Annotated in this window: 26 protein-coding genes; 15 read left to right on the top strand and 11 right to left on the bottom strand. The window is 38.1% G+C overall.

The genetic code is table 11. The features are described from left to right. Nucleotides 1–48 precede the first annotated feature (48 nt). From DPX34_RS20415 to DPX34_RS20400, 4 genes are all read right to left on the bottom strand, one after another. Entirely contained in the window at nucleotides 49–501 is a 453-nt protein-coding gene (locus tag DPX34_RS20415; protein WP_111980278.1) for a DUF4426 domain-containing protein, read from the bottom strand. A 95-nt stretch (nucleotides 502–596) separates the two neighbouring features. Beyond that, nucleotides 597–1,139 (bottom strand): YggT family protein, encoded by a 543-nt coding sequence (locus tag DPX34_RS20410; protein ID WP_111980277.1) that lies wholly within the window; start codon nucleotides 1,137–1,139, stop codon nucleotides 597–599. A gap of 15 nt (nucleotides 1,140–1,154) precedes the next feature. After that, complete coding sequence (proC, locus tag DPX34_RS20405; RefSeq protein WP_111980276.1) at nucleotides 1,155–1,991, bottom strand: pyrroline-5-carboxylate reductase; 837 nt, start codon at nucleotides 1,989–1,991, stop codon at nucleotides 1,155–1,157. Continuing rightward, on the bottom strand, nucleotides 1,988–2,683 hold the full coding sequence (locus DPX34_RS20400) for a YggS family pyridoxal phosphate-dependent enzyme (RefSeq protein WP_111980275.1): 696 nt from the start codon (nucleotides 2,681–2,683) through the stop codon (nucleotides 1,988–1,990). Before DPX34_RS20400 ends, proC begins: the two co-directional genes overlap by 4 nt. A gap of 169 nt (nucleotides 2,684–2,852) precedes the next feature. On the opposite strand from DPX34_RS20400, the gene DPX34_RS20395 reads away from it, so the two are divergent. The 4 genes from DPX34_RS20395 to asd all read left to right on the top strand — a co-directional run bounded on the left by DPX34_RS20395 (nucleotide 2,853) and on the right by asd (nucleotide 7,001). Further along, nucleotides 2,853–3,899 (top strand): type IV pilus twitching motility protein PilT, encoded by a 1,047-nt coding sequence (locus DPX34_RS20395; RefSeq protein ID WP_111980274.1) that lies wholly within the window; start codon nucleotides 2,853–2,855, stop codon nucleotides 3,897–3,899. A gap of 2 nt (nucleotides 3,900–3,901) precedes the next feature. Continuing rightward, nucleotides 3,902–5,020: a PilT/PilU family type 4a pilus ATPase gene (locus DPX34_RS20390; RefSeq protein WP_111980273.1), complete on the top strand. Its 1,119-nt coding sequence runs from the start codon at nucleotides 3,902–3,904 to the stop codon at nucleotides 5,018–5,020. Between the two features lie 177 nt (nucleotides 5,021–5,197). Continuing rightward, a complete protein-coding gene (def, locus tag DPX34_RS20385; RefSeq protein ID WP_111980272.1) occupies nucleotides 5,198–5,722 on the top strand; it encodes a peptide deformylase in 525 nt (174 codons plus the stop codon). A gap of 166 nt (nucleotides 5,723–5,888) precedes the next feature. Next, the gene (gene asd, locus DPX34_RS20380; RefSeq protein ID WP_111980271.1) at nucleotides 5,889–7,001 is read left to right on the top strand and encodes an aspartate-semialdehyde dehydrogenase; all 1,113 of its coding nucleotides are present in this window, start codon (nucleotides 5,889–5,891) and stop codon (nucleotides 6,999–7,001) included. Nucleotides 7,002–7,066: 65 nt separating this feature from the next. Here asd and ybiA read toward each other — a convergent pair whose 3' ends face one another. Then, nucleotides 7,067–7,534, bottom strand: a complete 468-nt coding sequence (ybiA, locus tag DPX34_RS20375) for a riboflavin biosynthesis intermediates N-glycosidase (RefSeq protein ID WP_198673771.1) — start codon at nucleotides 7,532–7,534, stop codon at nucleotides 7,067–7,069. Between the two features lie 210 nt (nucleotides 7,535–7,744). On the opposite strand from ybiA, the gene msrA reads away from it, so the two are divergent. The 6 genes from msrA to ppnP all read left to right on the top strand — a co-directional run bounded on the left by msrA (nucleotide 7,745) and on the right by ppnP (nucleotide 11,139). Continuing rightward, nucleotides 7,745–8,278 carry a peptide-methionine (S)-S-oxide reductase MsrA gene (gene msrA, locus DPX34_RS20370; RefSeq protein WP_111980270.1) on the top strand — a complete coding sequence of 178 codons (534 nt, stop codon included), beginning with the start codon at nucleotides 7,745–7,747 and terminating at the stop codon, nucleotides 8,276–8,278. 18 nt (nucleotides 8,279–8,296) lie between these two features. Next, nucleotides 8,297–8,602: a peptidylprolyl isomerase gene (locus DPX34_RS20365; RefSeq protein WP_332872840.1), complete on the top strand. Its 306-nt coding sequence runs from the start codon at nucleotides 8,297–8,299 to the stop codon at nucleotides 8,600–8,602. Nucleotides 8,603–8,615: 13 nt separating this feature from the next. Then, nucleotides 8,616–9,743 carry a cupin domain-containing protein gene (locus DPX34_RS20360; protein WP_111980269.1) on the top strand — a complete coding sequence of 376 codons (1,128 nt, stop codon included), beginning with the start codon at nucleotides 8,616–8,618 and terminating at the stop codon, nucleotides 9,741–9,743. A gap of 2 nt (nucleotides 9,744–9,745) precedes the next feature. Then, nucleotides 9,746–10,198 (top strand): GNAT family N-acetyltransferase, encoded by a 453-nt coding sequence (locus DPX34_RS20355; protein WP_111980268.1) that lies wholly within the window; start codon nucleotides 9,746–9,748, stop codon nucleotides 10,196–10,198. Between the two features lie 86 nt (nucleotides 10,199–10,284). Further along, nucleotides 10,285–10,734, top strand: coding sequence for a globin family protein (locus DPX34_RS20350; RefSeq protein WP_111980267.1), 450 nt, complete (start codon nucleotides 10,285–10,287; stop codon nucleotides 10,732–10,734). A gap of 90 nt (nucleotides 10,735–10,824) precedes the next feature. Continuing rightward, nucleotides 10,825–11,139, top strand: a complete 315-nt coding sequence (gene ppnP / locus DPX34_RS20345; protein WP_111980266.1) for a pyrimidine/purine nucleoside phosphorylase — start codon at nucleotides 10,825–10,827, stop codon at nucleotides 11,137–11,139. A gap of 229 nt (nucleotides 11,140–11,368) precedes the next feature. Here the strand turns inward: ppnP and accC are convergent, their stop codons facing one another. The 5 genes from accC to dsbD form a co-directional block, all read right to left on the bottom strand. After that, nucleotides 11,369–12,715: an acetyl-CoA carboxylase biotin carboxylase subunit gene (gene accC / locus DPX34_RS20340; protein WP_111980265.1), complete on the bottom strand. Its 1,347-nt coding sequence runs from the start codon at nucleotides 12,713–12,715 to the stop codon at nucleotides 11,369–11,371. A gap of 9 nt (nucleotides 12,716–12,724) precedes the next feature. Beyond that, nucleotides 12,725–13,186: an acetyl-CoA carboxylase biotin carboxyl carrier protein gene (gene accB / locus DPX34_RS20335; RefSeq protein WP_111980283.1), complete on the bottom strand. Its 462-nt coding sequence runs from the start codon at nucleotides 13,184–13,186 to the stop codon at nucleotides 12,725–12,727. Between the two features lie 36 nt (nucleotides 13,187–13,222). Beyond that, nucleotides 13,223–13,669, bottom strand: coding sequence for a type II 3-dehydroquinate dehydratase (aroQ, locus tag DPX34_RS20330; protein ID WP_111980264.1), 447 nt, complete (start codon nucleotides 13,667–13,669; stop codon nucleotides 13,223–13,225). A gap of 167 nt (nucleotides 13,670–13,836) precedes the next feature. After that, on the bottom strand, nucleotides 13,837–14,841 hold the full coding sequence (locus DPX34_RS20325; protein ID WP_111980263.1) for a GGDEF domain-containing protein: 1,005 nt from the start codon (nucleotides 14,839–14,841) through the stop codon (nucleotides 13,837–13,839). A 68-nt stretch (nucleotides 14,842–14,909) separates the two neighbouring features. Next, nucleotides 14,910–16,679 (bottom strand): protein-disulfide reductase DsbD, encoded by a 1,770-nt coding sequence (dsbD, locus tag DPX34_RS20320; RefSeq protein WP_111980262.1) that lies wholly within the window; start codon nucleotides 16,677–16,679, stop codon nucleotides 14,910–14,912. 398 nt (nucleotides 16,680–17,077) lie between these two features. Here dsbD and DPX34_RS20315 point away from each other — a divergent pair, with 398 nt between their 5' ends. The 5 genes from DPX34_RS20315 (at nucleotide 17,078) to DPX34_RS20295 (ending at nucleotide 21,148) form a co-directional block, all read left to right on the top strand. Further along, nucleotides 17,078–17,596 carry an FxsA family protein gene (locus DPX34_RS20315; RefSeq protein WP_111980261.1) on the top strand — a complete coding sequence of 173 codons (519 nt, stop codon included), beginning with the start codon at nucleotides 17,078–17,080 and terminating at the stop codon, nucleotides 17,594–17,596. 322 nt (nucleotides 17,597–17,918) lie between these two features. Further along, nucleotides 17,919–18,206: a co-chaperone GroES gene (locus DPX34_RS20310; RefSeq protein ID WP_111980260.1), complete on the top strand. Its 288-nt coding sequence runs from the start codon at nucleotides 17,919–17,921 to the stop codon at nucleotides 18,204–18,206. A gap of 103 nt (nucleotides 18,207–18,309) precedes the next feature. Further along, nucleotides 18,310–19,965, top strand: a complete 1,656-nt coding sequence (gene groL / locus DPX34_RS20305) for a chaperonin GroEL (RefSeq protein WP_111980259.1) — start codon at nucleotides 18,310–18,312, stop codon at nucleotides 19,963–19,965. A gap of 328 nt (nucleotides 19,966–20,293) precedes the next feature. Further along, nucleotides 20,294–20,695: a hypothetical protein gene (locus DPX34_RS20300; protein WP_111980258.1), complete on the top strand. Its 402-nt coding sequence runs from the start codon at nucleotides 20,294–20,296 to the stop codon at nucleotides 20,693–20,695. 87 nt (nucleotides 20,696–20,782) lie between these two features. Continuing rightward, entirely contained in the window at nucleotides 20,783–21,148 is a 366-nt protein-coding gene (locus DPX34_RS20295; RefSeq protein ID WP_111980257.1) for a hypothetical protein, read from the top strand. A gap of 92 nt (nucleotides 21,149–21,240) precedes the next feature. On the opposite strand, the gene DPX34_RS20290 is transcribed toward DPX34_RS20295, so the two are convergent. Further along, nucleotides 21,241–21,798, bottom strand: a 558-nt coding sequence (locus DPX34_RS20290) for a transposase (RefSeq protein WP_157964806.1), incomplete at its 5' end; no start/stop codon positions are given.

Here is a 21,798-nt window from a genome sequence, read left to right as displayed (position 1 = left end):
ATTGTTTAAATCAAATTAAAGATATTGAGTTATTAATTCATTTTTTGCTTAATCAACGTAAAATTTTGTTTTAAATTTTACGGTTTGTGTTTGCTTTCCATCCGTGATCGTCACCGTAAACTTAAGTGTTTCTTCATTTGAATAACCGACTTGACCAAGATAATAAATGGCATTTCCTTCGTCAACTTTCACAAAATCTAGATTTTTAATGTGACCGACTAAATTACGGGCTTCGCCTGTTACCGTTACTTTTAAAGGGGTTTTGGTTTGTGTATCTAAAACACTGATATTGATTAACGATAAATCATTACGTCGTTTTAAGCCGACGGCTTTTGCCGTTTCAGGTTGAATAAAAGTAGAAGGGAAGGCGATATGATGCACGTCCCAAGTGCCAATTTGTGTCATCTCTTGGGCTTGAGCCATTACGTTAAATAAAGTGCTCACGATTAATATAGCCGTTAAGCGTATTGATTTGGTATTCAAGATGTTAAGTAATTTCATTATATTGTCTTATAAAATATTGTTTGTTGGTTGTATCAATTAATATGTAAACTCAACTGCTTATGTTGGCTTATTATCGATAGCAAATAAACCGCCTAGATACGACCAAACATGTCAACCAACAGTAGATTAATGAACTGGATACTGATTAAAAAGACGAGTACTGATAAATCGATGCCACCCATCGATGGTAATACTTTTCTGATTGGGCGTAACAAGGGTTCTGTTAATTGAAATAAAACCGCATCCATTGGGCTTTGACCTTGGCTTACCCAACTTAATAATGCCCGAATAACCATGATCCAAAAAATAATGTTTAAGGCTTCTTTTACCACGATCACCACACTGGGTAAAATCAACATAAGTGGGTTATCTATTGAGCCCGTGCTGAGTAATAAAATAGCGACAATTTTAAGCAGAGCAATAAGCAAAGCCAAAACAATAGAGGCCATGTCTAATCCAAATAAACCAGGCACAACTTTACGTAATGGGATCAATAATGGGTTAGTTACTTTAACAACAAATTGTGAAAATGGGTTATAAAAATCGGCACGAGCAATTTGCAACCAAAAGCGCAACAGCACAGCCATGAGATATAAACCAAAAATAGTATCAATTAAAAAATAGGTTGCGTTCATATTAAGTTCTCTTTATTAGAATAATTTTGCCATTTCTTCGGCGCGTTTAATCGCGGCTTGCATTGCATCTGCGGTGATACTGCGCAACCCTTTGTCTTCAAATGTTTTGATTGCTTCTGCGGTTGTACCGCCTTTTGAGGTTACTTGTGCTCTTAACGAGCTTAATGAAGTCGTCTCGTTATGACAAACCATTTTAGCTGACCCGAGTGCGACTTGCTCAACGATGACACGTGCATCTTGTTGCGAAAAACCTAAATTGATGGCTTCTTGTTCTATGCATTCCATAAACAAAAAGAAATAAGCGGGTGCACTTCCTGCGACCGCAATTATTTTATCGATGCCATTTTCTTCTTCGACCCAAGCTGTTTTACCCACCGCTGACATTAAATCATCTGCAAATTCTTGATCTAATTCGTTAATGTTGTCAGGTGCATACAAGCCGGTCATGCCGAGTCCGAGTAGTGAAGGCGTATTTGGCATGGTTCGGATAATTTTATGTTCACCGCCCAGCATATCGTTTAAGCGTGCGATGGGGAGACCGGCAGCAATTGAAATAAATAATTTCTGACTTAAATCAATATTTTCGGCTTTGGCTGCTTGTGTTAACTCACTTAACATATTGGCCATTAATTGTGGCTTAACAGCGAGTACGATCACACTCGCTTGCTTAGCGGCGTGTAAATTATTTTGTGTTGTTAAAATGTGGTGCTGTGTTGATAACGCGGTTAATTTTTCTGGGCTAGGGTTGGCTGCGATAATATCGTCGCTTGGATAACCTTGTTTGACTAGACCACCAATAATGCTTTTTGTCATGTTGCCCGCGCCAATAAACGCGATTGTTCTTGAACTCATTTTTTTATCTCTCTTGCGCCAAATATGGCGGTGCCTATTCTTACCATTGTTGAGCCTGATTCAATCGCGGTCGATGTATCTTGGCTCATCCCCATTGATAATGTATCTAGGGTTGCTATGTTACTTTTCAACTCATCATAAAGTGATTTCATTGAATTAAAATGTTGTATTTGAATCTTTTTGTCTTTTGTATTAACGGGGATCGCCATTAAGCCGCGTAAGCATAAATTAGGTAAATGATTTATCGTATTCGCTAATAGTCGCGCTTGCTCTGCTGTAACACCCGATTTACTTTCTTCATTGGCTATATTCACTTGAATACAGACATTAAGCGGTGGCAGATGATTAGGCCTTTGTTCATTTAAACGATTCGCTATTTTTTCGCGATCAACACTTTGTACCCAATCAAAGTTTTCAGCGATGAGACGAGTTTTATTCGATTGAATAGGCCCAATGAAGTGCCAATTTATATCCGTTAATTCAGTCGATGATTGTATTTTTTCTACACCTTCTTGCACGTAGTTTTCGCCAAAGCTGCGTTGTCCTGCTGTGTAGGCGGCTTTAATATCACTCAGTGGTTTGGTTTTACTCACGGCAAGTAACTGAATTTCATTAGGTTTTCGCGAGCAATTTCTTGCAAAATTTGTGATGTTAGTACGTGCGATTTCCAGTCTTTCTGCTATTGTATTCATATTCGTTGATTGATTTTAGCTAACGCTTAACCTTAATTGTTGAGTGCGCTCAAATTGATTTTAGAGCAATATATATTCTATCTGCCGCGTAATTGTTTGTTTTTTAAACAGATAACGCCCGCTATCTTGTTATAGCGAATTGAGTATACAAAATTCGAGACTTATAAGCATGGATATTACAGAATTATTGGCTTTTAGCGTTGAGCACAAAGCATCAGATTTACATTTATCGGCTGGCGTATCGCCTATGATACGCGTTGACGGTGAAGTGCGAAAAATTAACATCCCGCCGCTCGATCATAAACAAGTGAGTCAATTGATTTATGACATTATGAATGACAAACAACGTAAAGATTATGAAGAGCATTTAGAATCGGATTTCTCGTTTGAAGTCCCCAATCTTGCCCGTTTTCGTGTTAACGCCTTTGTTCAAAACCGAGGGGCGAGTGCCGTATTCCGAACAATCCCAAGTGAAGTTTTATCACTTGAAGCATTAAATGCGCCTGATATATTTAAAGATTTAGCTGATAAACCACGTGGGCTCGTTTTAGTTACGGGGCCAACGGGTTCAGGTAAATCAACGACGTTAGCGGCGATGGTTAATTATATAAATGAAACGAAGCATCATCATATTTTAACGATTGAAGATCCTATCGAATTTGTTCATTCAAATAAATTAAGCTTGATCAATCAACGTGAAGTTCATCGGGATACTAAATCATTTAATAATGCATTGCGCTCGGCATTACGTGAAGATCCGGATGTTATTTTAGTGGGTGAAATGCGTGATCTTGAAACGATTCGTTTAGCGATGACTGCGGCTGAAACGGGCCACCTTGTTTTTGGTACTTTACATACGACTTCAGCCCCTAAAACCATTGACCGTATTGTAGATGTATTCCCTGCAGCAGAAAAACCAATGGTACGTTCAATGTTGTCTGAATCTTTACAAGCCGTTATCTCACAAAGTTTATTAAAAAAATCAGGCGGTGGGCGTATCGCTGCACATGAAATCATGGTGGGCACACCCGCTATTCGAAACTTAATTCGTGAAGATAAAGTCGCACAAATGTATTCAGCTATTCAAACGGGCGTATCAAATGGTATGCAAACGATGGATCAATGTTTGATGAATTTAGTTAATAGTGGGCATATTTCACGTCAAGCCGCGATGGTTAAAGCGGTTAACAAACAAAGCTTTGGCGGGGGCATGTAACGATGAAGCTTGAACCCTATTTAAAAGATATGTGTACTAAAAACGGTTCAGATTTATTTATCACAGTTGGACGGCCTGTTTGTGCCAAAATTAATGGTGAAATGACACCGTTAGATGATGATAAATTAACGGCTGATCGTTGTCTTGAATTTGCACTTGAATCGATGACAGAGCGTCAAAAAGCGGAATTTGAAGAAACAAAAGAATGTAACTATGCGATTTCTATCGAGGGTATTGGTCGTTTTCGCTGCAGTTCTTTTATTCAACGTGAATCAGTTGGCATGGTTATTCGACGTATTAACACGACGATACCGGACGCTGATGAGCTGCGTTTACCTAATGTACTTAAAGAAGTCATTATGGCTAAACGAGGATTGTTTTTATATGTGGGTGCAACCGGTACGGGTAAATCTACATCTCTTGCGGCGTTAATGGGCTACCGTAATCGTAATTCAAAAGGCCATATATTAACGATTGAAGATCCAATTGAATTTGTTCATCAACATGAAAAGTGTATTGTTAATCAACGTGAAGTTGGAACGGACACTGAATCATTTGAAGCCGCCTTGAAAAGTTCACTCCGTCAAGCACCGGATGTGATAATGATTGGTGAAATCCGCTCGCGTGAAACGATGGAATATGCCTTATCGTTTGCCGAAACGGGGCACTTATGTGTTGCAACATTACACGCCAATAATGCTAACCAAGCGATCGATCGTATTATGCATTTAGTCCCTAAAGACATGAAAGATAAATTATTGTTTGACTTGTCTTTGAATTTGAAAGCGATAGTTGCTCAACAGCTGATACCAACTAAAGACGGAGAAGGGCGCGCGGCGGTTATAGAAATTTTGTTAAACTCGCCACTTGTTTCAGACATGATAGCGCGTGGTGAAATTGGTGCGATAAAAGAAGTGATGGCTAAATCGAAAGAGCAAGGCATGCAAACGTTTGATGGTGCGTTGTTTGAACTGTATAACAATGGTCAAATTAACTTCTCAGATGCATTGCATTACGCTGATTCACCTAATGATTTACGGCTTAAAATTAAACTACGATCAAATGAAACCCGAAGTTCGGGCTTTTTGGATGGTGTTACCGTTGATTTTGATGATGTTTAATTTATTTTCGAGCTAATCGAAAAACGATAATATACCTAAGTGTCGGTAAAGGCAGAACAAGCATATTTAACCGACTTAGGTATATACTTTATTTGTTATGTTTGTTGAGGCTTGTCATTCTGTTTGCCACCATGTATCTCTTTTAAGACCACACTCTTCTTTTTTATAGGGTTTAATATGCTTAAAGTCATCGCGCAAGTTGGCGAAGATGTATTGCGCACACCGGCTTCCCCCGTTATTCATTTTGATAGTAAACTGCAATCCTTAGTTGATGATTTATTAGAAACAATGCTGAACGCAAATGGAATTGGCATTGCGGCTCCACAAGTTTTTATACCTTCGGCCATTATGATTATCGCGTCTCGCGCCAATGCTCGTTATCCCGACGCACCCGATATGGATCCTTTGGTTATGATTAATCCGGTTATTACGCCAGTTGGTCAATCTAAAATAAAAGGTTGGGAAGGCTGTTTAAGCGTACCTGGATTACGCGGTTTTATTCCACGTTACGAGTCTATTGACGTTAAATATCAAGATGTTTTGGGTCAACATCATGCGGTTCAATGGTCAGGGTTTTTAGCTAGAATTGTGCAACATGAACATGATCATTTGGTGGGAAAAACATGGCTTGATCGAGTGGAATCGATGACAGATGTTATTGCTGAATCGGTCTTCTTAAAACAACTCACGCCTGAAAAATAAAGTTCCTGAGTCATCCTGACGGCTAAAAACTTTGTATTGGTGTCTCTTTAATTTATCTTTCATTTGTATGGGGCTAATCACTTGAGGCATACAGGGGATAAATGTTATATTGCGCGCTTAAACTATGAAGTATTTTCTATACGATATTCAATAAGGAATAACACAAATGAAAAAAGTGGGTTTAGTCGGTTGGCGTGGCATGGTAGGTTCGGTATTAATGAACCGCATGGTAGAAGAAAAAGATTTTGATTTAATTGAGCCTATCTTTTTTACTACGTCACAAGCAGGCAAACCAGCGCCAAATTTTGGTAAAGATGCTGGTACATTGCAAGATGCAACTAGTATTGACGAATTGAAAAAGATGGATGTCATCATTTCGTGCCAAGGTGGTGATTACACTCAAAGTGTTTTTCCAAAATTGCGCCAAGCAGGTTGGAATGGGTACTGGATTGATGCAGCAAGTACTCTTCGCATGGAAGATGATGCGTTAATTATTTTAGACCCAGTCAACAAAAATGTTATTCAAGATGGCTTAAGCAAAGGTGTTAAAAACTTTGTAGGTGGTAACTGTACGGTCAGCTTAATGATGATGGGATTAGGTGGATTATTCGATAAAGGATTAATCGACTGGATGACATCAATGACTTATCAAGCTGCGTCTGGTGGCGGTGCAAAACACATGCGTGAATTAATTTCTGGCATGGGTTATTTACGCGATAGTGTTGCAACAGAATTACAAGATCCAGCAAGTGCAATTTTAGACATCGACCGTAAAATCACCTCCTCTTTAAACAGTGAAGGTTTCCCGACTGATAATTTTGTTGTACCACTTGCGGGTAGCTTAATTCCTTGGATTGATAGTGATTTAGGCAATGGTCAAACACGTGAAGAATGGAAAGCCGGTGCTGAAACAAATAAAATTTTAGGTAATGACGGTATCATCGTTCCTGTTGAAGGTTTGTGTGTTCGTATTGGTACAATGCGTTGTCATTCTCAAGCTTTTACTATTAAGTTAAAGCAAGATGTCCCAATGGATGAAATCAACGATATGCTAGCTAAGCATAACGATTGGGTTAAAGTGGTACCAAATGATAAAGAATCAACTATTCAGCAGTTAACGCCGGCAAAAGTAACAGGCACGCTTGATGTACCTGTAGGCCGTTTACGTAAAATGGCGATGGGCGGTGAATACTTATCTGCTTTCTCTGTAGGTGACCAACTACTGTGGGGCGCGGCAGAACCTTTACGTCGTATGTTACGTATTATTCTTGAAGATTAATAAACGTGCTTTTGTAGCTGTTAATGATTAAAAAAGCGAGCTGTTTAGCTCGCTTTTTTATTGCTTTAAGCTAATTCTGAACGGAGTTTGTCACGAATATTCATGAGTATAATGCCATAATGATTATCGCCTCGTTGATCTCGGCCACATCCCCAAAAGTGATCATAAACACTTGATTCAACTAACGCTTCATTACCGGTATCAAGCAAGGCTTGGGCTATTTCAGGGTAGGTTTTACATTTAGTATAAAGCGCACGTGTCATTACCACGGTCTCTACTTTTTTCCAATCGGCTCTTTTCTTTTTGAACCAACGCTTACTGAGTTTTTGCGCTTCAGCAACAGACTTAGCGCTTTGAATAATGTCTTTATCATTTTGATTTTCAAAACGCATGGCTAAATAATAATGCTCTACCGTTGGCCATGTTTGATTATCTAAATTAAATGGGTGTGCAGATGTTCGGCTAAGTAGAAAATGAGCGTCGAACATAGCGACTAACGTGACGTCTTCATTTATACCTGTAAAAAGTGACATTTGAGTGCTTATTGTTTTTTAACTTAGCAATATATTAACAGTAAAAACGAAACTATCGCTACTAACTTATGGCTATTATGGTTTCTCAGCTTGGGGCTTATCACAAATAACCGTATAATAGTTATATTCAAGTGACTCAGTGTTATTAAATTAGCGTTAGTAAATTGAGTTGCTCAAACCTTTATATGCTAACTAGGCTGGAGAGATAAAATGGCACAACAAATAGCCACTTTTGGTGGTGGATGCTTTTGGTGTATCGAAACGGCTTTTAATGCTTTAAAAGGTGTTACTCGTGCTGTTTCTGGTTATTGTGGCGGCGATGAAGCAAGTGCAAATTATCAAGCCGTATGTTCAGGTACAACAGAACATGCAGAAGTGGTTCAAGTTACATTTGATGATCAAGTCACCAGTTTTCAAGCATTGCTGACCTTTTTCTTTAGTTTGCACGATCCAACACAGTTGAACAGACAAGGTAACGATATTGGGCCGCAATATCGTTCAGTCATTTTTTATCATGATGAAACACAAATGCGAATAGCTAAAAGTGCGATGAGTGACTTTGTTGAAGGGGATGTATATGAACATAATATTGCCACTCAACTGGTTCCTATTATGCCTTTTTACCCTGCTGAAGATTATCATCAAGCATATTATAATGGTCATACACAAGAGCCTTACTGTGCGATGGTTATTACACCCAAATTAAATAAATTCAAAGAGCGTTATAAAACGTTTCTTAAATAAACAGAATAGGTAAATAGCATGCGAATGCAAAGAAAAATAGGTCGTGAAACAAAGGCTTCTGCATTACACATATTAACGCGTAACGAAAAATTAGCCCATGAAATTAAAGCAAGAGCCGATAAAGGTGAAAACTTTGCCAATCTTGCAAAACGTTATTCCAATTGCCCAACCAGTAAAAAAGGCGGTGATTTGGGTGAGTTTTCTCGCGGCGTAATGGTTAAAGCCTTTGATCAAGCGGTATTCTCAGCTGAGTTGCTTAAACCGGTAGGGCCAATTAAAACCAAATTTGGTTATCACATTATTAAAGTACTGTATCGCAGTTAAGAGAGATTCATTAGTGTATTCACTTAATAATTTTGACCCACAAGATTTTCTAGATAAATATTGGCAGAAAAAGCCGGTATTATTAAAAGGCCTTTTTGAACATTTTTCTGATCCGATTGAACCTGATGAATTAGCCGGACTCGCCGCTGAACAAGAAGTTGAATCAAGAGTTATTGCTCGTAATGGAAATGATTGGCAAGTCGAACATGGGCCTTTTGATGATTACAGTGAATTTGGTGAAAATGGATGGACACTATTAGTTCAAGCGGTTGATCATTGGTGGGAAGAAGGCGTTGATTTAGTTGACGCTTTTAGGTTTATACCTAATTGGCGAATTGATGATTTAATGGTGAGTTTTTCTACGCCTAATGGCGGGGTAGGACCCCATTTAGATCAATATGATGTTTTTATTGTGCAAGGCCAGGGTAAACGACATTGGCGAGTTGGTGAACAACAAGTGTTGGATGAAAAAATTCCTCATCCGGATTTATTACAAGTCAGTGAATTTGACGCTTGTATTGATGAGGTACTTGAACCGGGTGATGTATTGTACATACCTCCTGGTTGTCCACATGAAGGTTATGCTATCGAAAATGCGCTTAACTATTCAATCGGGTTTAGAGCACCTAATCAGCAAGATCTTATTTCATCGTTTGCAGATTATGCATTAGCGAAAGAATGCTTTAAAGACCGTTATACCGATCCTGGTTTGAGTGTTAAAGCTAACACCGCTGAAATCAGTCAATCAGAAATGGCAAAAATAAAATCGTTAATGCTAAAAACGTTAGATCAAGATGCACATTTTAATACTTGGTTAGGTGAATATATGAGTCAAGCTAAGCATGAGCTTGATATACATGAGCCAGAACCTCATTACGAAAATAGTGATGTTGAGCTGATGTTAAACTCCGATGAAGAGTGGAGAAAATTAGGCGGCTTACGTACCTTATTGATTGATAAACAACTTTATATAAACGGTGATGCAGTAGGCGTTTCGACTGACTCTCATTCATTGGTTGAACTGATTGCAGGTCAAAACTCATACACATCCGACCAGTTAAAAAAACACACAATTAAACAAGAAAATATTGAACTTTTTACTAGACTCATCAACCAAGGTTACTTTTACTCGATGACATAATTATGACACGGATAGAACACGCAAATTGGCAGCAGTCTGCTGCCATTGTAAAAGACATACGCAACAGTGTTTTTGTGTGCGAATGGCGCATTCCCCGCGCCGTTGAATTTGATATGTCGGATCAAACTGCCGAGCATGTTATCGTTTATGAAAAAGACAAACCGATCGCCACAGGACGGCTATGCTCAGATGGATATTTAAGCCGTGTAGCCGTACTGCCTTCGAAACGTGAAACGGATGCTGCTACCAAGGTATTCCAAGCCCTGACAGGGATTGCAAAGCAAAAAAACATTAACTACCTAACGATTGCCGCTGACCTGCGCTACGTTGAACTCTGTACACGTGGTGGCTTTACTTGCTATGGTAAAGTTTATATGGAAGCTGGGGTCGCTCGCCAAAAATTATCTTGCCCCACGAGTCGGTTTTCCACTATCCAATGGGATTGGATCCATTAATAATTCAAATATCTCTTAAATTGGTATTAAGTAAACCTTTGAACTAATTTATATATATAGATATTTAATTAAAATGCTGGAAAGGTATGACACCACAACAAATTGAATTAGTTCAACATAGTTGGGAACAAGTGGTTCCTATTGCCAAAGAGGCGGCAAGCCTTTTCTATAATCGATTATTTGAACTAGACCCAACTTTACGATCATTATTTAGTGATGATATTGATGAGCAAGGTAAAAAATTAACCACGGTATTAACAACGGTTGTTAGAGGACTTAAACAGCTAGATAAATTGCAAGAAACGGTTTGGCTATTAGGTAGACGGCATGTCGTCTATGGCGTTAAAGACTCTCATTTTGCAACGGTTGCTGATGCATTACTTTGGACCTTGGGTCAAGGTTTAGGTACCGCTTTTACCGACGACGTAAAAGCGGCTTGGATCCAAGCTTACACAATTATTGCCCAAGTTATGCAAGCTGGCGCAAAACATGACTATGCAAATTATGGCGATTGGTTAAAAAGTCAAAATATCTAATAATCGGTTATAACTCAGTTTTAATTAATCTTTTTATTTTAGCGTCTTACGCCTAGTATTGCGCAAAATATTAATTAATTGGAAAGTAAAATGAGTGAATTTACTGAAGTTTCTATCGTACGTAATGCGAATATTTATTTTGATGGCAAGGTAACTAGCCGAATTGTTAAGTTTGCCAATGGTGACATTAAAACATTAGGTATTATGATGCCGGGTGATTATGAATTTGGCACAGAGCAAAAAGAGATAATGGAAATTCAGCAGGGCAATGTTGATATTCAACTTAAAGGCGAATCAGAGTGGACTCGCATTAACGCAGGTGAACAATTTATTGTTCCTGCTAACTCTTCATTCAAAATCAATGCATTAGATGTGATTGATTATTGCTGTACTTACGTAGACTAAACCTAATACTAACTATCATTAATAATTGATCAAGTTAGCAGGTTAAACAACTTGATAATGACTAAATGAGTTTTTTGTCTTGTTCTTAAGCGTTTCTACGCTAATTGTGAACACTGATTAACGGTGTGAGGGCATTGTTTATTTTCGATAAACAAGAGGCATAAAAAAAGGTAAACAAATATTTGTTTACCTTTTTTTAAAGCCAAAACTAAATGACTAGCAATAATACCTAATGATCTAAACCTAACTTCTTCTCTAAATAGTGGATGTTAGTGCCACCATTTTGGAAGTGTTCATCTTTCATTATTGACTGTTGTAAAGGTACGTTGACTTTTATACCTTCAACAACGAGCTCATCTAATGCATTACGCATGCGAGCAATCGCAATGCCTCTGTTTTCACCATACGTGATTAATTTACCAATCATTGAATCGTAATGTGGAGGAACAGTATAGCCTGCATAAATGTGTGAATCCCAACGAACACCTAAGCCACCTGGTGAATGAAAGCGTGTTATTTTACCCGGTGATGGAATAAACGATACTGCGTCTTCAGCGTTAATACGACATTCAATCGCATGACCGTGAATTTTGATATCATCTTGAGTTAATGATAAAGGCTGACCTGCGGCAATTTTAAGTTGTTCTTTAATTAAATCAACGCCAGTTACCATTTCAGTTACAGGATGTTCTACTTGAATACGGGTATTCATTTCGATGAAATAAAACTCACCATTTTCAAATAAGAATTCAAATGTACCCGCACCACGATAGCCTATTTCAACACAAGCGCGTGTACAACGATCACCAATGTACTTACGCATTTCTTCGGTTATACCGGGCGCTGGTGCTTCTTCAACTACTTTTTGATGACGACGTTGCATTGAACAATCACGCTCGCCTAAATGGATAGCGTTGCCTTGTCCGTCAGATAAGACTTGGACTTCAACATGACGAGGGTTTTCAAGGAATTTTTCCATGTAAACGACATCGTTGTTAAAGGCGGCACCGGCTTCTTGTTTAGTTAATTCAATTGATTCAACTAACTCAGCTTCAGATCGGACAACACGCATACCACGGCCACCGCCGCCACCTGCTGCTTTAACAATAACGGGATAACCGATACGCTTCGCTATTTGAATATTCTTCTGTGCATCGTCTCCAAGTGGGCCGTCAGAACCCGGAACACAAGGAACCCCCGCTTTTTTCATTGAGCGAATGGCTTCTACTTTATCACCCATAATACGGATTGAATCCGCAGTCGGACCAACAAAAATAAAACCACTGCGTTCAACCTGTTCAGCAAAATCAGCGTTTTCAGAAAGGAAACCATACCCAGGGTGAATTGCAACTGCATCGGTTACTTCTGCTGCGGCAATAATACGAGGAATATTTAAGTAACTGTCTATTGATGAAGCTTTACCAATACAAATCGTTTCATCGGCAAGTAGAACATGCTTGAGCTCTTTATCTGCTTGTGAGTGAACCGCGACCGTTTTTATACCGAGTTCTTTACATGCACGTAATATACGTAATGCGATTTCGCCTCGGTTTGCTATGACTAATTTATCTAACATACGTCAACCTTATTCTATTTCAAATAATGGTTGATCGAATTCTAGTGCATCGCCATTTTGCGCGAAGATAGTTTTAATCGTACCGGCTTTATCTGCGGTAATTTCATTCATCATTTTCATTGCTTCGATAATGCAAAGTGTTTGGCCTACTTTTACTGCCGTGCCAACTTCAACAAATGCAGGTGCATCTGGTTTTGAAGAGCTGTAGTAAGTACCTACCATTGGTGAGTTTAAAATATGACCTGTAGGTGCAGCTGGAGCCGCTTCAGCTACGGGTGCCGCGACAGCAGGTGCTGCTGCTTGAGTGGGTGCCGGTGCAGCAACCGGTGCAGGACCGTAAGAGGCGAACTGTTGTGCAATAGGTGCTGCACGACTGATTCGTACCGATTCTTCACCTTCAGTAATTTCTAGCTCAGAAATGCCTGATTCTTCTACTAATTCGATTAATTTTTTTACTTTACGAATATCCATAGCCATGGTGTTAATTCTCTCTTAGAAATAGTTATATTAGTTATTTAAATAGTTTGATGCAGATTGCAGTGCGTAACTGTAACCCGCTATGCCTAAGCCGCATATAACGCCTTGGGCAATATCTGAAAAATAGGAGTGATGGCGAAAAGCTTCTCGTGCATGCACATTCGAAATATGGACTTCAATGAAAGGTATATTAACGGCCAGAATAGCGTCTCGAAGTGCGACACTCTGATGCGTAAAAGCGGCAGGGTTAATAATAATGAAGTCAATAGTTTCAAATGAAGCGTGAATTCGGTTAATAATTTCTGCTTCAGAATTTGACTGAAAACAGGATAATTCGATATCGAGGGCTTTTGCTTCTTGGCTTAATTGTAGTTCGATGTCATTTAACGTTTTGCTGCCATATACTGCAGGTTCACGTTTACCCAGCATATTTAGGTTAGGACCATTAAGTAATAGGACTTGTTTGAAAGCCGACATTAAAAATACCTTAAATTAAGCTAATTTGATGTTATCTTCGGAGAAAACTTGTTTCAAGGAAGAATTAGGCTAAATATAACGTGATTTTATGTGATTTGAAACGAAAAAATGATTTTTACTGGTCTAACCTCATCTAAGTGAGGTTTTATAATCGTTTTCTTAGACATTCAAAACAATTCGATGTCATTTTCTACGTTATTAGGCTTGGTTAGTTTTGCATCTCTAATTAAGTCTTCATAACAATGAACTTGGTTTCTTCCATTTTCTTTGGCGTAATATAAAGCTTGATCCGCACGTTGAATTACCGTTGAAGGTAAAATATTGTTATCGATAATGGTAAAACCAATACTAACGGTAACAAGACCCACTTGTGGGAAAATTTGAGCGTTAACGAGCTGCCTTAGTCTTTCTAATATTATTTGAGCCAACTTTAAATCAACATGCTTGACTATAATGGCAAATTCTTCACCACCATATCTAAATAACATATCTTCATCTCTAAACGCTTTTTGCATTAATTGCGCCATCGATAATAAAACTTCATCGCCCATTAAATGGCCGAAATTATCATTTAAACGTTTAAAATTGTCGATATCTAGCATCGCAAAATAGTGAGTATCAGGTTGGCTTGGATCTTCAGACAATCGGCGATGTAAGCTTTGCTTAGATGACATTAGTTTATTTAACGTGCCATCAAATGTTTGTCGGTTGAATAATCCGGTAAGTGAATCATGGTTGCTGGTGCGGAGTAAGTTAAGCTGATTACAATAGATGGCGATATAGGTCGTTAACAAACTTGATTTATTTATATCGTCTACATTTGGGCCTTCAATTATTAATACACCAAAATATAAATTACGTACTATTATGGGGTATACGACCTGAGAGGCCGAGGTTGTTATATCACCATCCACTTTTATTAAGTTATTCATTAATTCGGTGTCAATCTCTATCTGTTGATTAATCTCCTGTTTGTTATTGTTTTTTTGTATGTAGACAAGTTCATAGCGGCCATAGTTGGCTGGCAATTTATTGCTGTATAGACGGAGTGCAATGTCGGGGTATAATTCTAAAACTAAATCGACAAAGGTTTTATGTAAGCCGTCCACATCTATTTGCGCGGTTAATAATACAAAGCGTTCATAATGAACGCTTTCATCTGTTAATGCCATTCTAGTCAGCCCATTCCAAATCTCAATAAAAGTATAGACTGAATGCGCGACATTTCTACCACATCGAGTCAATACTTTTCTAGTTTAACGGCCTCAATAAATTCTTCTACTGGTAAAAAGCCACGAATTCGTTTTTCGCTTAATTCAATTCCATTAGGATCATATATTAAAACTGTTGGCGCCGGAGGGCCGACTATGTTTAGGCTTTTTATAAATGCATCATGTTGAGCGTTATATTCGGTTACATCGAGTTGCAACCAAACAAAATTAGCGAGTTCAGATTGAACGGTTGAATTTGCAAACGTTAAATGTTCGAACTCTTTGCAGCCAGAACACCAATCTGCTGTGATATCAAGCATAACGGGTTGCTTGTTATTGATTGCAGTTTCAAATTGTAAATTTAGCTCGGCAATTTTTGACGTTTTATAAAAAGGTAAAACGAGTTCTTTATAACCTTGTGCCAAATAAGTTAAATACCCTGTTGCTATTAACATAACAATCACGATAACACTGGAGAACTTACGGTTTTGTTTTTTGAAATATAAAACCGAAAAATAGATGGCGCACAACAAGGTTAATCCTGTCGCTAACCACAAAATAATATGTTCAGCTAAAAAGCGTGAAGCTAACGTTAATGGCACGGCAAGCAAAATAAAAGCAAATAGTTTTTTTACATTTTCCATCCAGCCGCCGGCTTTAGGTAACCATTTACCACTACTTGCGCCAATAATTAACAAAGGCAATCCCATACCAAGAGATAAAATATAGAGGGTAATAAAACCAAATAGGGCGTCACCGGTTTGAGCTACATAAAGCAATGCACCTGAAAGGGGAGCCGTAGTACAAGGTGAGGCGATTAAGCCTGATAAAACCCCCATTATTAAAGCGCCACGTAAACTGCCTTGCTTTTGTGATTGGCTTTTAGAATTTAACTTATTTACCCAACTACTGGGCAGCTGCAATTCGTATAAGCCAAACATAGCACCTGCAAGTGCGATAAAAATAATGGACAGTGTAATGAGCATGGCGTCGCTTTGTAAAATGGCATGAAAGCTAGCGCCTGCCAGTGCTGCCGCTAAACCGAGCAAGGCATAGGTCAACGCCATGCCTTGAACAAAAACCACCGATAGTGCAAAGGCGCGTTTGTTAGTCAGCTTTTCTTGGCCAACCAAAATACTTGATAGAATAGGGTACATCGGAAAAACACACGGGGTTAATGCTAAGCCTATACCGAGCACAAAAAAGACTAATAAAATCGTATACCAATTTTGTTTTTGTAAAAAATTATTTAAATCTGATTCACTGTTTTGTATGTCATTTATTGATATGTTTTTTGCTGTATTGGTATTTATTTCATTTAAAAATATCGTTTTAATACTGGGTGGATAACACAAACCCGCTTCAGCACAGCCCTGATAAGCGACTTTTATTTCACCGTTACTTAATGCAAAGTTAAGCGGTAAATTTAAAGTGAATTGTTGTTTAAAAATTTCGGTTTCACCAAAATATTCATCTTGATAAAGTATACCCACAGGTAAATTAATAACACCTATACTGGCGCTTTCTGCTTTAAACTTGAATTGCTTTTTATATAAATAATAACCTTCAGCGATGGTAAATTTAATAGTGACTGCCGATTCAGTTTGTTGATACTCAAAAGCGAAGGCTTGGTCGATATCTAAAAACTCGGGTTCATCATCTAATATATCCAAGCTTAAACTGGTGCTATTTGATAAAGAGGGGAGCGGCTCTTCCAAATCTGAAGCGGAAGAAATGGAAATGCTCATTAAGTTTAATAAAAATAGAAAGCTAATCGCAAGCGAGAAAGGTTTACGCATAAGTGTGTGATCCACATGTTTAGAATTTAAGTTGTTAAAATTAGGGAATCAATCGTTCCCTGTTTTATTTAAAATTGAGATATTTCATTAGTTAGTTTTTTGTTTTCACTCATTTCTCATTAACCAGCGGTAGAATCAACTTTATTGATTAATTCGTACAGCTTATCTTAGTATGATAAATTTAAACGCTACTCATCACTTCAATGCACAATACAACACGATAAAATGTGAAAATAAGGCTATCGTTGTCATATTATGTCATGTAAACTGGTTTCAGATATTTAAATAAGACCTTAATTGATCATTATTTATTACAAACTTATTTTGCCGTTGTCGTCTATATACTAACGTGTTTAGCAAAATAAGATATTAACGCTTCTAACTTAAAGGAACATTAAATGTTTGCTCGATTGTTTATATTATTTGCTGTTATGCCTATTGTTGAAATTGCACTTTTATTAGAAGTGGGTGAAATGATTGGTGGATGGATTACCGTATTCATCGTTATTTTAACTGCTTTTATAGGCGCTAAACTTGTTCGAGAACAAGGTATTTCAACGCTTCAAAACCTACAAAAGCAAACCGCAACGGGCCAATTGCCGGCCGAAACTATGGTTGAAGGTTTAATGCTATTGGTAGCGGGCGTGTTGCTGGTTACCCCTGGTTTTGTAACCGATATCATTGGTTTTTTACTAACGATACCTTTAACACGTAAACCTATCGCCGCAATCGTTTATGCTAAAATTAAAGATAAAATTGTTGCTCAATCGGCTCAATCGGCTCATTCGGCTGGGTTTTCATCTGCGCAATCTTTTCATTATTCAACTCAACCTTCATCTTCACAAGCCCATGTTTCTCAAAATAATGCAAGTGGTGGTAATGTAATTGAAGGTGAATACGAACGTAAAAATGATTAATCATTTCATTGAGTAAACAGATCATTTTCATAAACAGAGTAATTTATTAATTACTCTGTTCTCATTTTTCACCTCATATCTAATAATACTCACCACTTCCAGCCAAACTCAAATCACGGGTTAAACTCATATTCATTCTCTGAATTGTTATCTAATTAAACCTCAATTCAAATAAAAGATTAAAAAAGCAAAAAAAATCACTTTTTGCACTTGTAATAATTTTTGCTAACCCCAGATACTGTTCCAACAAAGATATTGATAACGTTACTTTTAACGTTGTCTTTTTTAACTCTAATAACATTGCTCTTAGGAGAATAAGATAATGGCAATTCGTCCTCTACATGATCGCGTGATCGTAAAGCGTTTAGAAGAAGAAACTAAATCAGCTGGCGGTATCGTATTAACAGGCAGCGCTGCAGAAAAATCATCTAAAGGTGAAGTTATCGCTGTTGGTAATGGTCGTGTTCTTGAAAATGGTTCACGTCAAGCATTAGAAGTAAACGTTGGTGATACCGTATTATTTGGTGCTTACATCGAAAAAGCTGAAAAAGTTGACGGTTCAGAAGTATTAATCATGAAAGAAGAAAATATTCTAGGTGTTGTTGAATAATTAACGCTTTGCTCTTTAGTTTGTATTTACAAACCTCCAAAGCAAATTATCAACCTTGAATAAATTGACTTTAAAAATAATCAGAATTTAGGATTTATAAATCATGGCAGCAAAAGAAGTAAAATTTGGTAACGACGCGCGCATCAAAATGTTAGCGGGTGTAAATGTTTTAGCGGATGCAGTAAAAGTAACATTAGGTCCAAAAGGCCGTAACGTTGTTTTAGATAAATCATTTGGCGCACCAACAATCACTAAAGATGGTGTATCAGTTGCGAAAGAAATCGAATTAGAAGATAAATTCGAAAATATGGGCGCACAAATGGTTAAAGAAGTCGCGTCTAAAGCAAATGATGAAGCGGGTGACGGTACAACGACTGCAACTGTGTTAGCACAAGCGCTTATCAATGAAGGCCTTAAAGCCGTTGCGGCAGGCATGAACCCGATGGACCTTAAACGTGGTATCGATAAAGCGGTTATTGCCGCGGTTACCGAGCTTAAAGCTATCTCAGTACCATGTGCTGATACGAAAGCAATTGCTCAAGTAGGTACTATCTCAGCTAACTCTGACTCAGAAATTGGCGAAATCATTGCAAATGCAATGGAAAAAGTGGGTAAAGAAGGTGTTATTACGGTTGAAGAAGGTCAAGCGCTAGAAAACGAACTTGACGTTGTTGAAGGTATGCAATTCGACCGTGGTTATTTATCACCCTATTTCATCAACAGCCCAGAAAACGGTACCGTTGAATTAGAAAGCCCGTTCATTTTATTAGTTGATAAAAAAATCTCTAATATCCGTGAATTATTGCCAACACTTGAAGGTGTTGCAAAAGCAGGCAAGCCATTATTAATTATTGCTGAAGATGTTGAAGGCGAAGCCTTAGCAACATTAGTTGTTAATAACATGCGTGGTATTGTTAAAGTTGCAGCGGTTAAAGCGCCAGGATTTGGTGACCGTCGTAAAGCGATGTTACAAGACATTGCAACATTAACTTCAGGTACGGTTATTTCTGAAGAAATTGGTTTAGACATCGAAAAAGTAACACTAGAAGACTTAGGCCAAGCTAAGCGTGTTGTTATCACTAAAGACAACACAACTATCATTGACGGTGTTGGCGAAGAAGATGCAATCCAAGGTCGTGTAAATCAAATTCGTGGCCAAATTGAAGAATCAACTTCAGAGTATGACAAAGAAAAACTTCAAGAGCGTTTAGCTAAATTAGCTGGCGGTGTTGCAGTAATCAAAGTGGGCGCAGCCACTGAAATTGAAATGAAAGAAAAGAAAATGCGTGTTGAAGATGCATTACACGCAACTCGTGCGGCCGTAGAAGAAGGTGTTGTACCGGGCGGTGGTGTTGCGCTTGTTCGTGCGGCTTCAAAAATCACTGAGTTAACAGGCGAGAACGAAGACCAAACTCATGGTATTCAAGTTGCGTTACGCGCGATGGAAGCTCCTATGCGTCAAATCGTAAGCAATGCAGGTGAAGAAGCCTCTGTTGTTGTTAACAACATCAAAAACAAAGATGAAGCTAACTTTGGTTACAATGCGGGTAACGACACATACGGCAACATGATTGAAATGGGTATTTTAGATCCAACTAAAGTAACTCGTTCAGCATTACAATTCGCATCATCTGTTGCATCATTAATGATCACTACAGAAGCCATGATTGCTGACATCCCTCAAGATGCAGCTCCAGCTGGTGGCGCTCCTGATATGGGCGGCATGGGTGGAATGGGCGGAATGGGCGGCATGATGTAAGCTAGCCTAGCTCACAAGCTAATTATAGAAAGCCCGAGTAGAGATACTCGGGCTTTTTTGTTTGTAGACTAGATGTTCTCGATAACGCGTTGAGCCAATGACATGTGCGTACCTCAGGAATTAAAGTCATGGATATGCAGGGTTTATTTAAGGTGACTGCCAGGCACAAACGGAATAATTTTGGTAAAGCTCAGATGAAATTTATAATGCAAGGTTCAAGACGCGACCACTGAATTCGTAAAAATTAATATATATTTGGCACTGCTTTGGATGAGGTTGTACCAACGCTGTATTTTTCAAGAATTGCAACAAAAGGTTTTTCGAAACGATGTTACTAAATAAAATTAAGCTACTAAAAATCACATTACCATTATTGACCTGTTGCTTATTCTTTGTTTCGATTCAATATATGCATGATAAAGAAAATTGGATTTTGTTATGTTGGATGGGATGTAATGTTTTTACTCAGGGTTTTGTTTTTATCCTATCTTTAATTGAAGGTAGTTACTTTAAAATGATAGGGTTGATTGGATATAATTTTTTAGTATCTTCTATCGTTGTCACTTCTGCTATTTGGTTTTTTGAATTTGCTGAGCTTGGACATTTCTTTATGATCAGTCAGTACACTTTAGTAATATCGTTGATAATACCATCAAGCTTTTGGTTTTTGATTACATTTTTTAGATGGCTGATTGGTTCAGGGGCTATAAGTAAAAATGGCAGCAATTAAAAAAACCTTGCAATATAAGTGGGTATGTCGGGTTTAATGGGTTTGTAGGGGGTATATGGGGCGCAACAGTGGGAGGAGGGCTATGGAATGGTAGTAAAGCAAATATTTGTGGGAAATAAAAAATTATTTGTTGATTACTGTTTGACCATGTTGGTGAGTATTCTTTGTACTCAGCTAGTTTGGCAAGATGTTGTTAATTCTTTGTACCTTTTGCCTGGAGTATTGGCTTTTGGAATAAGTTCTGCAACTAGACGTGGCTCTAGTTATCTCCATAGCTGGATAAGCTTTTCAGGCTATAGTGTTTTAGCTAATTTAGGTCTTTCAATATTCATAACTGCATTCTATTTAAATGCATCTGCTGTGGCGTTTATTCCTTATACACTTGCAGTATTGTTGCCAATTCAGGCGATGTTTATTATATCGTTCAAGCTCAGTGTTCGAAGTGAAAACTAATAATAACCCCATGTGGTAAGTCTTTTAAAACTCATTCGAAGGTTGTCTCTTAGGCTAAAAGAAATTCATATGTAGGTACTTAAGCTCACTTATTAATCAATCCCGTTATTCTCAACCAAGGATGTAACACCGAATTGATATAGCCCATCTTTCAAATCTCGCTTGGGGTGGGCGCGTGGACATAGCTTTGATATTAGTTCTACGCATTCCTCCACTGCTATCGCTACTGCATGATGTTGACTCAGTTTATTAACTAACAGTGATAGCCATGTTGGTGCAGACCTCGCCACTTTTTGTGTCGATATCCATAAAGATTTTAATGCCTCCGTTGCAAATGCCATCATCCTTTTTAGTAACACTGTGATGAAGCTGGCATAGATTAAGGTACAAACAATAGGCTCTTTTTGTGTGCTGAATTTTTTAAGGTTGCAATACGATTTTAGCTCTTTGAACAATAACTCAATTTGCCACCTTAGTCGGTATAATTCGACAATATCTGAAGCGGGAATGGTCTCTCTAGGCAAATTAGTTACCAAGTAGCCAATCCGCTTTTTCTTTTTATACCAAAACGCTATTACTCTGTATTTAAATGGGTTTTTATCCCACTGAGCCGTTAAATCTATTATCGTGTTTTTGTCCTTCAGCTGTAA

It is taken from the genome of Algibacillus agarilyticus, assembly GCF_003286125.1.
GTDB classification, from domain to species: domain Bacteria; phylum Pseudomonadota; class Gammaproteobacteria; order Enterobacterales; family Alteromonadaceae; genus Algibacillus; species Algibacillus agarilyticus.
The sequence above is the reverse complement of the archived record's forward strand: the minus strand, read 5'-3'. Positions and strand labels throughout refer to the sequence as shown.